Below are 11,829 nucleotides of genomic sequence, written 5' to 3' on the forward strand. Positions count from 1 at the left end.
CGGTGGGAGGCGGCGTATCGGGAGACCCGGCCGCACGCCCGGCCGAATTTCGCGTGACCCGCCACCGCATTGCGAAGTAGGCTTACAAAAGTTTCAGCAGTATTCAGAGCGTCCAGGCCGATCCATCCGTGGGTCCTTCACGGCCACGCACCGGCGCTGACAAGACGAGGCAGGAAATTTGACCGGTAACGCGACGTTCCGACATGACAACACGGCCTTGCTCGCCGTCACGAGTGTGGAGGCGCCGGTAGTCGTCAGTTCCGCAGAGTTCGACGAGCGGCTCGCCCCCAGCCTCAAGAGGCTCCGCCTCTCCAAGCGGCTCCTCGAACGCGTGGCGGGCGTCACGGAGCGGCGCTGGTGGTCACCGGGGTCCGACTTCGACGACGCCGCCATCGAGGCCGGCGCGAAGGCGATGGCCGAGGCCGGCATCGAACCGGGCGACGTGGGCCTGCTCATCAACACCTCGGTGACCCGGCGGAACCTCGAACCGTCCGTGGCCGTGAAGATCCACCATTCGCTGGGGCTACCGTCCTCGGCCATGAACTTCGACCTCGCCAACGCGTGCCTCGGCTTCGTCAACGGCATGACCCTCGCGGCGAACATGATCGATTCGGGGCAGATCAAATACGCCCTGATCGTCGCGGGCGAGGACGCCCAGCGCACGCAGGAGGCGACGTTCCGCCGCCTCAACCGCGAGGATTCGACGCGCGCCGACTTCCTGGCCGAGTTCGCGACCCTCACCCTCGGGTCCGGCGCCGCGGCCGCCGTCATCGGCCCGGCCGACCTGCATCCGGGCTCGCACCGCATCCTGGGCGGCGTGTCCCGCGCCGGGACACAGCATCACGAGCTGTGCGTGGGCGGGATCGACGGCATGTACACCGACACCAAGGGCCTGCTCGACGGCGGCCTGGAGCTCGTGGTCACCGCGTGGCACGAGGCGCAGGCGGACGGCTGGGCGTGGGATTCCATGGACCGCTACGTCACCCACCAGGTCTCCAACTCGTACACCAACGCCATCATCAAGGCCGTGGACCTCGAGCGCGAGCGCGTGCCCATCACCTTCCCGCACTGGGGCAACGTGGGGCCGGCGTCGCTGCCGATGACCCTCGCCCAGGAGTCGCAGTCGCTGGCCCCCGGAGACCGCGTGCTGTGCCTCGGCGTAGGCTCGGGCCTGAACACCTCGATGATGGAGCTTGTGTGGTAGCACTCCCCGGCGTCGATCCCTCGTGGTCGGCGCGCATCGACGTGCCCTCGACCAGCGGCGCCGACGCCCCGGGTACGACGCACCGGTGGCACTACCTCGACAACGGCGCGGAGCTCGCAGGGCCCGTGCAGGGCACGCTGCTGTGTGTGCACGGCAACCCCACCTGGTCCTACCTGTGGCGTAGCTACCTCGCAGCAGGACGCGACGCCGGCTGGCGCGTGATCGCCGTCGACCAGCTCGACATGGGCTACTCGGACCGGACCGGCGTGTTCCGCAGACTCGCCCACCGCATCACGGATCTCGAGGACTTCGTCGCCGCCATCGGCCTCACCGGGCCCGTGGTCACGGTCGGCCACGACTGGGGCGGGGTCGTCAGCCTCGGCTACGCCGACCGCAACCGGGACTCCCTGGCCGGCGTGGTCCTCACCAACACGGCGGTCCACCAAGACGGGGACCGCCCGATCCCCGCGCCGCTGCGCCTCGCCCTGGCGCCCGGCGTCCACCGGCTCGGTACGCGGACCAGCACCGCCTTCCTCGACGTCACGCTCGGCCTCGCGCGGCCCGCGCTCGACCGCGAGGTCCGCCGCGCCTTCCGCGCCCCCTACCGGTCCGCGACGGACCGCCAGGGCATCGCGAACTTCGTCTCGGACATCCCCGCCGAGTCCTCGCACCCGAGCTACCCGGCGCTCACCGCGACGGCGGAGGGCATCCGCAGCCTCGACGTCCCCGTCCTGATGATGTGGGGCCCGCACGACCCGATCTTCTCGGACACCTACCTCGAGGACCTTGCCGGGCGGCTACCCCACGCGGACATCCACCGCTTCGAACACGCGGGCCACCTCGTGCAGGAGGACGCCGACACGGCGTCGACCGCCGTGGAGTGGCTCGCGGCCCGCTCCGTCGGCGCCGGCACCGTCGGGACAGCAGCAGGAGCAGCCACCGGACCAGCCGCCCCGGCCAGCGCCACCGCAGCCACCGCCGCGGATCCCGCCCGCTCCCGCGACGCCGTCCCCTACGTTCCGCTCGGCCGGCGCCTCGCCGACCTTGCGGGCAGCCCCGAGGGCTCGACGACGGCGGTCGCCGAGATGACGGCCACGGGTGCCCCGCGCATGCTGTCCTGGCGCCAGCTCGACGACGACGTCGCCGCCGTCGCCGCGGGACTCACCGCGCTCGGGTACGGCCCCGGCACCCGGGTCAGTCTCCTGGTACCGCCCGGCGTGGACCTCACCGTCCTGATCTACGCATGCCTGCGGATCGGCGCGGTCATCGTCGTCGCGGACGCCGGTCTCGGCGCCCGCGGCCTCAGCAGGGCGGTCAAGGGCGCAGCGCCCGACGTCGTGATCGGCATCGAACGGGCCCTCCTCGCCGCCCGCGCCTTCGGGTGGCCCGGCCGCCGCATCGGCGTGGGACCCCTCCCGGCGGCGAAGCGGAGGGCGCTGCACGTGGAGGCCTCCCTCGGCGACCTCCGCGCCGCCCATCCCGTCCCGGACGTCCCTGCGCCCGATGCCGACGCCGATGCAGCGATCCTGTTCACCTCGGGTTCCACCGGTCCCGCCAAGGGCGTGGTCTACACGCACCGGCAGCTCTCCGCGATGCGTGACGCCGTCGAGCGCACCCTCGGCCTGGGACCGGGAACGGCGCTCGTGGCCGGGTTCGCGCCCTTCGCCCTTCTCGGGCCCGCACTCGGCGCGACGTCCGTGACCCCGGCCATGGACGTGACGGCCCCGCGGACCCTGACGGCCCGGGCGCTGGCCGCTGCCGCCGGCGCCGTCGACGCGACCCTCGTGTTCGCCTCACCTGCGGCCCTGCGGAACGTCCTGGCGACGTCGTCGGACCTCGACGCCGACGGCCGGCGCGCCCTCGGCCGGATCTCCCTCCTGCTGTCGGCCGGTGCGCCGATCCCCGTCCCGCTGCTCGACGCCGTCCAGTCCCTCGTGCCCGCAGCCGCCCTCCACACGCCCTACGGGATGACGGAGTCCCTCCTCGTCGCGGACATCGACCTGGACGGCATCCGGGCCGCCGCGGCGTCTTCTGCGGAGGGCGCAGGGAACGGCGTCTGCGTGGGCGTGCCCGTCCACGGGGCCCGCGTGGCCGTCAGCCCGCTCGACGGCGCCGGTGCGGCGACCGGCGCACCCGCCGCGACGCCCGGTGTCACGGGTGAGATCCTCGTCGACGCCCCGCACGTCAAGGACCGGTACTTCCGGCTGTGGCGGACGCAGCAGGACGCGGCACGGACCGGACCGTGGCACCGCACAGGCGACGTGGGCCACTTCGACGCCGGGGGGCGCCTGTGGGTCGAGGGCCGGCTGGGCCACGTCATCACCTCCGCCGCCGGCGTCCTGACGCCAGTCGGGCTCGAGCAGGCGCTGGAGACACTGAACGGTGTCCGGTTGGCCGCCGTCGTCGGCGTCGGCCCCGCCGGCACACAGGCCGTCGTCGCGGTCCTCGAGACCGACACGGCGGGACGGCGTCCTCGCCTCGCGGACGCTCCGCTGGCCGCCGCGGCCCGCACGGCAGCGCGTGGGCTCGGCGTCGACCTCGCGGCCGTGATCGCGGTCCCCGCACTGCCCGTCGACGTCCGCCACAACGCGAAGATCGACCGCACCCGGATCGCCGCGTGGAGCGGCCGCTTCCTGTCCGGCGGGCGGGCGGGCTCCCTGTGACGGTCCTCGTGACCGGCGCGAGCGGCATGCTCGGACGCGCCGTCGCGCAGCACCTGATCGCCGACGGGCGCGACGTGCGGTGCTTCCAGCGCCGCCCCTCCGGCGTCCCGGGCGCACAGGACTCCCTCGGGTCCATCGAGGACCCGGGTGCCGTCATGGCCGCGGTGCGCGGGTGCACGGCGGTGATCCACCTGGCGGCGAAGGTCTCCTTCACGGGCGCCGCAGCGGAGTTCGACCGCGTCAACGTCGAGGGCACGAGGCGGCTGCTCGACGCGGCGCAGGACGCCGGTGCGACCGACGTCGTGCAGGTCTCCTCCCCCTCGGTCGCCCACGACGGGTCGTCCCTCGTCGGCGCTCCTGCCGGCCCCGCCGATCCTGCCTCTGCGCGCGGCGACTACGCGAGGACGAAGGCAGCCGCGGAGCTGCTGGCACTCGGCCGCTCCGGGCCGGGCTTCCGCGTCGCCGCGGTACGCCCGCACATCGTGTGGGGTCCGGGCGACACGCAGCTCGTCGAACGCGTCATCGACCGGGCGCGCCGCCGCCGCCTGCCCCTGCTCGATGGCGGCACCGCCCTCATCGACACGACCTACGTGGACAACGCGGCCTCGGCGATCGTCGCCTGCCTGCGACGCATGGACGCCGCCCAGGGTCGGGCCTTCGTGGTCACGAACGGCGAGCCGCGCCCCATCGCGGAGCTCGTGGCCGGGATCTGCCGCGCGGGCGGGGTGGCGCCACCGGCATGGTCGGTACCCGGAGCGCTCGCCCGAGGCGCGGGAGCGGTGATCGAGCGCGCCTGGCTCGCCGCGGGCCGCACCGAGGAGCCCCCCATGACCCGCTTCCTGGCCGAACAGCTCTCGACCGCGCACTGGTTCGACCAGCGGCGCACGCGCGAAGTCCTCGGCTGGGAGCCGGACGTCAGCATCGACGAGGGCTTCGAGCGGCTGGCCCGGCACTACTCGCGCTAGGGGCTCCGGCGCGTCACGCTCAGGCCCTCCGTGCAGCCAGGACCTCGAGGTAGTGGGGATTGTGCATGATGCCGAGCACGTTGCCGAACGGATCCACCACGGACGCCGTCGTGAACCCGCCGGTCCCCCGTTCCGTCACCGCCTCGTATTCGGTGGCGCCCAGCCGGAGCAGCCTGTCCAGCGTGCCGGTCAGGTCGTCGACGTGCCAGAACATGACGGCGCCACCCGGCCCGAGGGACGCACCGGACGGCCCGTACCTCCGGTCGATGAACCCGAGCTCGTCCTCGTCGTCACCCACCCGGAACTCGAGGTAGGCGGGAGGCTCGGGGGGCGGCGGGAAGGCGTAGTACGGCGCTGTCCCCAGCAGTTCCGTGTACCAGTCGCGGGCGGCGGCGAGATCGTCGGCGTAGAAGGTGACGGTGGCGAATCCTCGAAACATCGGTGCTCCTCCGGGTAGGCGTGACCCGCCGGAATGTACACCCGAAGCCAGGTACGGCAAAGGGCGGGGTGCATAGCACCCCGCCCTTTGCGTGTCGCTACCGGCGTTCGCCGCCGGTCTGCGCCGTCTGTCCGCTCTAGCGGGTGTAGTAACCGTCCACCGACATGACGTCGACCGAGTGCACCTGCGTGCCCTGCGACGGGTTCAGCGCGCTGACCATCTGGCCGTCGCCGAGGTAGATCCCCACGTGGCTGCCACCGTTCTGGCTCACCAGGTCACCCGGCTGGGGGCTGCTGGTGGGCGTCATGGCGGCGAACTGCGCCCACGTGGTGCGGGGCAGGTTGATGCCCTGCTGTGCATAGGCCCACTGGACGAAGCCGGAGCAGTCCCAGGCGCCGTAGGCGGTGCCGCCGTAGACGTAGCCCGAGCCGACACCCTGCATCGCCGTGCCGGCGATCCCGGCGAGCGAGGTCCTCGGCGCGATGGAGGCGGCGGACTGCGTGCTGAGTCCGGTGGAGTTGCCCGGGGTCGCCGTGGTGCTCGCGAGCACTGCCTGCGCGGGCGCTGCCTGTGCGGGCACCGACTGAGCGGAGTACTGCTGCGGGGCGGCGGAGCCGCCCAGCGAGATGGACTGCCCGGGGTGGATGACCGAGGCGTAGCCGAGGCCGTTCGCCGCGAACAGCGCCTCGAGGCTGACGCCGTGCGAGGAGGCGATGCTGCCGAGCGTGTCGCCCGCCTGCACGGTGTAGGTGCCGGCCGCGGTGGTGCTCGCGGTGGACTGCTGGGTGTCGATGCTGATCTCACCGGCTGCGCTGGCGGGAAGTGCCGCACCGAACAGGAGGCCTGACGCGGTGACGACGACGGCGGCGGGCTTGCCGGCGACGGACGCGGTCGCGGTGACGGCGCGTGAGGCCGTGACGAGGGGGTTGGTGCGCGTGGGGACGGCCCGGTGGCGCGCGATATGGCTCTTGGACATGCTGTTGCCTTTCCCAAAGCCTGCGAAGTTAGCTGTCGGGTTCGGATGGGACATCCGGACACGCACCTGTCGACCAACGCCCCCAGGCTGGTCAACGCGTGTCTTTACCCCTAGGACTCGTTGAAGAGTCCGCTACTGGTTCCCCCGCCCCTGTCGAATGGTTTGTGCGAACGGTTCATCCTCATCGACAGGGTTCGGCTGAAAGAGGATGAGCGCCCCGCCGTGGTGGCGCGGGCGCGGCTTCAACGGTACGCGAGGGGTCCCGGATTGTCACGTTTGGATCACGAGGGGAAGATCACGTCGCAGGCCCGGGGAGGCTACGTCCTCGCGTTGCGCGGTCTCGGCTGGCAGTGCGGGCAGAGGTAGGAAGACCGGTTCATGAAGGACTCCCGGCGGATCTGCGTGTGCCGGCCCTCGGCCGCGCAGCGGCGGCACGGCTGCCCGGCGCGGCCGTAGGCCTCGAGGTCCCGCGCGAAGTAGCCCGAGGCACCGTTGACATTCACGTAGAGGGCGTCGAAGCTCGTGCCCCCGGCCGCCAGGGCGCGGGTCATCACGCCGGTGGCCGCCTCGACGATGCGCCGGGTGTCCGGGCGCCGCAGGGTGTCGGTGGGCCGGGCGTAGTGGAACCGGGCAGCCCACAGGGCCTCGTCGGCGTAGATGTTGCCGATGCCGGAGACGAGCCCCTGATCGAGCAGCGCGCGCTTGAGTCCGGTCCTGCGGGCACGGAGGCGCCGGTGGAAGGCCTGGGGGTCGAAAGCGGGGTCGAGGAGGTCGCGTGCGATGTGCGCGGCCTGGTGCGGCACGAGGGGCAGGCTGCCCTCCCCCAGCCCTCCCGGGTGGCCGTCCCCGGTGGGCTGCAGGTCGGCGACGAACATGCCGCCGAAGATGCGCTGGTCCACGAAACGCAGCTCGGCGGGCAGCGGCACGCCCTCCTCGTCGAGCGCGGCGGAGAGGGTCAGGCGTACCTTTAGGTGCTTCTCGCGCGGCGCGGCGGGCTCCTCGATGAGGAGCTGCCCGCTCATGCCGAGGTGTGCCATCAGTGCGACGTGCGGCGGGGTGTCCGCGCCGGCGGCATCCTCCAGAACGAGCCAGAGGAACTTCCCGCGGCGCACCACGTCGGTGACGCGCGCCCCGGTGACGTTGCCGACGAAGTCCTCGACGCCGTCGACGTGCCGCCGGAGCGACCGGGCGTCGACCACGTCCACGTCCTCGATGGTGCGTCCGGTCACCCAGCGGGCCAGGCCACGGCGGACCACCTCGACCTCGGGCAGTTCAGGCACTCAGGAACCGTCGCGCGCGTCGGAGGGTTCCCCGGCCCCGTGCACGGAACCGGCCCCTTCGGTGAGCAGCTTCCACGACGCCGCTGCCGCCGCCTGCTCGGCTTCCTTCTTCGACGGTCCGTGCCCGGAACCGTATCCGACCCCACCGATCAGCAGGTGCGCCGTGAAGGTGCGGGCGTGGTCGGGGCCCGTGCCCTCGACCTGGTAGTCGATGAGACCGAGTCGCCGCCCGGCCGCGGTCTCCTGGATGCGGGTCTTCCAGTCCGTGCCCTCGCCGAGGACCGCGGAGTCGCGCAGCAGGGGCCCGATGAGGCGCATGACCATGGCACGGGCGGTCTCGATGCCGTGGCTGAGGTACGCGGCGCCGATCACGGCCTCCATGGTGTCCGCGAGGATCGACGCCTTGTCCCGCCCGTTCGTCAGCTTCTCGCCCTGCCCCAGCAGCACGTAGCTGCCGAGGTCGAGGGTGCGTGCGACGCCCGCGAGGGCTTTGGTACTCACGACGGCGGACCGCCGCTTGGCGAGCTCACCCTCGGACAGGCCCGGGTTGTCCCGGTACAGGGCATCGGTGACCGAGAGCCCGAGGACCGAGTCGCCGAGGAACTCGAGGCGCTCGTTGGTGGGGATCCCGCCCTTCTCGTAGGCGTAGGACCGGTGGGTCAGGGCAAGACGAAGCGTCTCGGCGTCGATATCGACACCGAGACGCTTCGTGAGCTCTTCTGTATTCTTCACAACCGCATCAGCCGGCGCATCGGTCGGGGGACCCGCCGGCGCGTGGACACGGCGGGACGGATCCGATGTCAGACGTCGGCGACCTTGCGTCCCTTGTACTCCAGGAACAGCGGCGTGCCGGCCGAGTCGGTGACAACCTTGGCCTGGTGGGCGAGGCTGTAGGTGACGCGACCGTTCTCGAGGGTCTTGACCAGTTTGGGGGCGGTTGCCTTCCACTGGGACCGGCGTGCACGGGTATTCGCGCGGGACATCTTCCGCTTCGGGACAGCCACGGCTAACTCTCTTCTCTCTCGTCTGACTCTGACTTTGGTGCCGCGTCGTTCTCTGCGGCGGTGCCGGTCAGCCCGGCGAGGGCCGACCAGCGAGGGTCCAATACTTCATGGTGGTGGTCCGGATCGTCATTGAGCCGGGCTCCGCATTCGGAGCACAGACCTTTGCAATCCTCCCGGCACACCGGCTGGAATGGCAGCGACGTGACCACTGCATCCCTCAGCACGGGTTCCAGATCGACCGAATCGTTATCCACCCTGTGCTGTTCCTCGTCCTCCTCCACCGACAGCGACTCGGAGTCGCTGTAGAAGAAGAGTTCCTGGACATCCACGTCCTGCTCGTACCGCAGTGGCTCCAGGCAACGGCCGCACTCGCCGGTTACCTCGACGTTCGCCGTTCCCGACACCAGGATTCCCTCGTGCACCGATTCGAACCGCAGATCGAGTTCCATGTCGGAACCCTCCTGCACGCCGATCAGGGCGACACCGAAATCCTTCGGTGCCGGCACATGTTCTTCGACTGTCCGCATGCTGCCCGGACTGCGTCCGAGATCCTTGACGCTGAACGTCAGGGGCGAACTGAGATCGCTTTTGATGGTGACTCCTGTAGAACATATGACCGACGTACCATCCTACCCTGACGAGCCGGGCTGACCCAAAACGCCGCCGCCGTCCGAGGCCCGGGCCTCCGCCTGCAGGCGGGCGAGGACGGTGTCCGGGACGAATGCGCCGATATCCCCGCCGAGCGCCGCGACCTCCTTCAGCAGTGTCGAGGACACGTGCGCGAAGTCCGTGGCCGTGGGCAGGAACACCGTCTCGATATCGGCCAGGTGCCGGTTCATGGTGGCCATGGGACGTTCGTAGTCGAAGTCGAGGCCCGACCGCAGCCCCTTCACGAGCGCTACGGCACCGTGCTCCCGGCAGAACTCGGCGACGAGACCGTCCCCCATGGGCCGCACGGTCACCCCGGGCAGGTGCGCGAGGCTCTCGCTGCAGAACGCCATGCGCTCCTCGGTCCCGAACCGGTACTTCTTGGCATAGTTCGTCGAGACCGCGACGATCACCTCGTCGAAGAGGCGGGCGGCTCGGCTGATGACATCGATGTGCCCGTTGTGGATGGGGTCGAAGGACCCGGGGCAGACGGCGCGGCTCATGCCCCCCACGGTACCCACTCGGGAGCGGCAATACTGGTGGTATGACGACACACGCGCGGCCCGCAGCCCCGATCAGCACCCCGCCATGGACGCGGGCGGCACTCGGGGCGAACCTGCTCGGCAGCGACGGCCGGCTCGGCATCACCATCTTCGAGGAGGTGACGGCCCTCGCACGCAAGCACGCGGCGATCAACCTCGGCCAGGGGTTCCCGGACGAGGACGGGCCGCGCGAGATCCTGGACGCCGCGCGGGCCGCCATCGCGGACGGCGCCAACCAGTACGCGCCCGGGCAGGGGCTGGCCGTCCTGCGGCACGCGATCGCGGCCCACCAGGAGCGCTTCTACGGGCTGACGGTCGATCCGCAGACCGAGGTGATCGTGAGCACGGGGGCCACCGAGGCGATCGCCGCCGCGATCCTCGCGTTCGCCGGGCCCGGCGACGAGGTGCTGACGTTCGAACCGTTCTACGACTCCTACGGCGCGGTGATCGGCCTGTCGGGCGCCACCCACACCACGGCGCCGCTCCGCGCGCCCGACTTCCAGCCGGATGTCGCGGCCCTGGAGGCGGCCTTCAGCGAGCGCACGAGGATCGTCGTCGTCAACAATCCGCACAACCCCACGGGCAGCGTGTTCAGCCGCTCCTCCCTCGAGCTCATCGTCAGGCTGGCGGAACGCCACGGGGCGATCATCGTCACGGACGAGGTGTACGAGCACCTCACCTTCGGCGTGCCGCACCTCCCCGTCGCCACCCTGCCGGGAGCCGCGGAGCGGACCCTCACGATCTCCTCCGCCGGCAAGACCTTCTCCGTGACGGGGTGGAAGGTCGGCTGGCTCAGCGGGCCTGCGGACCTGGTGGCCCAGGTGCGCACCGTCAAGACCTTCCTGACCTACACCTCCGGGACGCCCTTCCAGGCCGCCGTCGCCCTGGGCCTCGGACTGCCGGACGCGTTCTTCTCCTCCGCCGCAGCGACCCTCCGGAAGAAGCGGGACCTGCTGGGAGAGGGCCTCCGCGCGGCCGGCTTCGAGGTCTTCGAACCCGAGGGCACGTTCTTCACCATGGTCGACGCGGCTCCCCTCGGCATCGACGACGCGACCGACCTCGCGCGGCGCCTGCCGGAGCTCATCGGCGTCGCTGCGATCCCCGTGGCGATGTTCTGCCACGAGGACGGCGCCGAGCGCACCCGCTCGATGCTGCGCTTCGCGTTCTGCAAGAGGTTCGACGTCATCGAGGAGGGCGCACGGCGCCTCGGCACGCTGCGGGAGCACGTGTGACCAGGACGCCGGACCCGCGGCCCGCCGGTGGGCCCGACGGTGGGCCCGACGGGGCCGACGAGTTCGAGGTCCCGACGCGGTGGCTGCCGGACTCGGGCGCCTATGCGGAGATCGACGAGGACGCCTACATCGAGGGTGCCCTGATCCTCAGCGTCGGGGGCGCCCAGCAGTCCCACGTGGATCTGCTCCACCCCGAGCGGGTCTTCTACGAGTACCTGCAGCGCATCGGCAACGTGGTCGATCTCGTGGGTGTGCCGGGCGAACCCCTGCGGGTCCTGCATCTCGGCGCCGGCGCGCTGACCCTCGTGCGCTACGTCCAGGCCACGCGCCCCGCGTCCGCGCAGACCGCGGTCGACCTGGACGGTGCGCTGATGGACTTCGTGCTCGATGCCATGCCGCTGCCGGACGGTACCGTGTGCGACATCGTCATCGGGGACGCCGCGGACGCCGTCCTCGAGCAGCCGGACGGCGCGTTCGACGTCGTCGTGCTCGACATCTTCGCCGGGGCCGATGCTCCCGCCCACCTGACCTCGCCGGACTTCGCCGCGCACCTCCTGCGGGTCTGCGCCCGCAACGGAGTGGTGCTGGTGAACGTCGGTGACGATCCTCCGCTCGCCTTCGCGCGCGCGCAGTGCCGGCAGCTCGCAGCCCTGGCCCCCGCGACCGCCGCTCTCACGGAGGCGGGGATGGTGGACGGCTCACGGGCCGGCAACGTCGTCGTCGCCGCACGCAAGGGCCCCTGGCCGGACGCCTGGACGCAGGCACTCCTCGCAGCAGGTCCCCACCCTGCCGCTGTCCTCGTCGGGCCGGCCCGGGCGGCGTTCGAGCAGATCCCGCCCCGGTAGCGGCCCGGCCCGCGGGTCGGCGCCATCTCCC

General features: G+C 71.6%; 12 protein-coding genes and 1 riboswitch. Of the genes, 5 read left to right on the top strand and 7 right to left on the bottom strand.

Annotated features, from left to right (window positions below):
- The first annotated feature begins 178 nt into the window (after positions 1–178).
- The 3 genes from AC4D2C_RS07600 to AC4D2C_RS07610 are packed head-to-tail and all read left to right on the top strand — an operon-like array spanning position 179 to position 4,832.
- Positions 179–1,204, top strand: coding sequence for a 3-oxoacyl-ACP synthase III (locus tag AC4D2C_RS07600; RefSeq protein ID WP_490913825.1), 1,026 nt, complete (start codon positions 179–181; stop codon positions 1,202–1,204).
- Positions 1,198–3,867 carry an alpha/beta fold hydrolase gene (locus AC4D2C_RS07605; RefSeq protein WP_490913826.1) on the top strand — a complete coding sequence of 890 codons (2,670 nt, stop codon included), beginning with the start codon at positions 1,198–1,200 and terminating at the stop codon, positions 3,865–3,867. The genes AC4D2C_RS07600 and AC4D2C_RS07605 overlap by 7 nt, the downstream gene beginning before the upstream one ends.
- The gene (locus AC4D2C_RS07610) at positions 3,864–4,832 is read left to right on the top strand and encodes an NAD-dependent epimerase/dehydratase family protein (RefSeq protein WP_490913828.1); all 969 of its coding nucleotides are present in this window, start codon (positions 3,864–3,866) and stop codon (positions 4,830–4,832) included. The genes AC4D2C_RS07605 and AC4D2C_RS07610 overlap by 4 nt, the downstream gene beginning before the upstream one ends.
- A 19-nt stretch (positions 4,833–4,851) precedes the next feature.
- Here the strand turns inward: AC4D2C_RS07610 and AC4D2C_RS07615 are convergent, their stop codons facing one another.
- From AC4D2C_RS07615 to coaD, 7 genes are all read right to left on the bottom strand, one after another.
- Complete coding sequence (locus tag AC4D2C_RS07615) at positions 4,852–5,271, bottom strand: VOC family protein (RefSeq protein ID WP_490907862.1); 420 nt, start codon at positions 5,269–5,271, stop codon at positions 4,852–4,854.
- 136 nt (positions 5,272–5,407) lie between these two features.
- On the bottom strand, positions 5,408–6,247 hold the full coding sequence (locus AC4D2C_RS07620) for a C40 family peptidase (protein WP_490913830.1): 840 nt from the start codon (positions 6,245–6,247) through the stop codon (positions 5,408–5,410).
- A gap of 2 nt (positions 6,248–6,249) precedes the next feature.
- A riboswitch (cyclic di-AMP (ydaO/yuaA leader) is annotated at positions 6,250–6,426 on the bottom strand.
- Positions 6,427–6,564: 138 nt separating this feature from the next.
- The gene (gene mutM, locus AC4D2C_RS07625) at positions 6,565–7,527 is read right to left on the bottom strand and encodes a bifunctional DNA-formamidopyrimidine glycosylase/DNA-(apurinic or apyrimidinic site) lyase (protein ID WP_490913832.1); all 963 of its coding nucleotides are present in this window, start codon (positions 7,525–7,527) and stop codon (positions 6,565–6,567) included.
- Complete coding sequence (gene rnc / locus AC4D2C_RS07630; protein WP_490913833.1) at positions 7,528–8,259, bottom strand: ribonuclease III; 732 nt, start codon at positions 8,257–8,259, stop codon at positions 7,528–7,530.
- 68 nt (positions 8,260–8,327) lie between these two features.
- The gene (gene rpmF / locus AC4D2C_RS07635) at positions 8,328–8,531 is read right to left on the bottom strand and encodes a 50S ribosomal protein L32 (protein WP_043445822.1); all 204 of its coding nucleotides are present in this window, start codon (positions 8,529–8,531) and stop codon (positions 8,328–8,330) included.
- Between the two features lie 2 nt (positions 8,532–8,533).
- Positions 8,534–9,100, bottom strand: a complete 567-nt coding sequence (locus AC4D2C_RS07640; protein WP_490914047.1) for a YceD family protein — start codon at positions 9,098–9,100, stop codon at positions 8,534–8,536.
- Positions 9,101–9,160: 60 nt separating this feature from the next.
- Positions 9,161–9,682 carry a pantetheine-phosphate adenylyltransferase gene (gene coaD / locus AC4D2C_RS07645; protein ID WP_490913835.1) on the bottom strand — a complete coding sequence of 174 codons (522 nt, stop codon included), beginning with the start codon at positions 9,680–9,682 and terminating at the stop codon, positions 9,161–9,163.
- Between the two features lie 41 nt (positions 9,683–9,723).
- On the opposite strand from coaD, the gene AC4D2C_RS07650 reads away from it, so the two are divergent.
- Both AC4D2C_RS07650 and AC4D2C_RS07655 read left to right on the top strand, forming a co-directional pair.
- Complete coding sequence (locus tag AC4D2C_RS07650; RefSeq protein WP_490913837.1) at positions 9,724–10,953, top strand: aminotransferase class I/II-fold pyridoxal phosphate-dependent enzyme; 1,230 nt, start codon at positions 9,724–9,726, stop codon at positions 10,951–10,953.
- Complete coding sequence (locus tag AC4D2C_RS07655) at positions 10,950–11,798, top strand: spermidine synthase (RefSeq protein ID WP_490913838.1); 849 nt, start codon at positions 10,950–10,952, stop codon at positions 11,796–11,798. Before AC4D2C_RS07650 ends, AC4D2C_RS07655 begins: the two co-directional genes overlap by 4 nt.
- Positions 11,799–11,829: the final 31 nt, after the last annotated feature.

It is taken from the genome of Arthrobacter sp. TJ-240, from assembly GCF_058269195.1.

Coding starts and splice junctions, on each gene's coding strand:
- coaD (WP_490913835.1), bottom strand. CDS start 9,682: ATGAGCCGCGCCGTCTGCCCCGGGTCCTTCGACCCCATCCACAACGGG.
- AC4D2C_RS07615 (WP_490907862.1), bottom strand. CDS start 5,271: ATGTTTCGAGGATTCGCCACCGTCACCTTCTACGCCGACGATCTCGCC.
- AC4D2C_RS07620 (WP_490913830.1), bottom strand. CDS start 6,247: ATGTCCAAGAGCCATATCGCGCGCCACCGGGCCGTCCCCACGCGCACC.
- AC4D2C_RS07650 (WP_490913837.1), top strand. CDS start 9,724: ATGACGACACACGCGCGGCCCGCAGCCCCGATCAGCACCCCGCCATGG.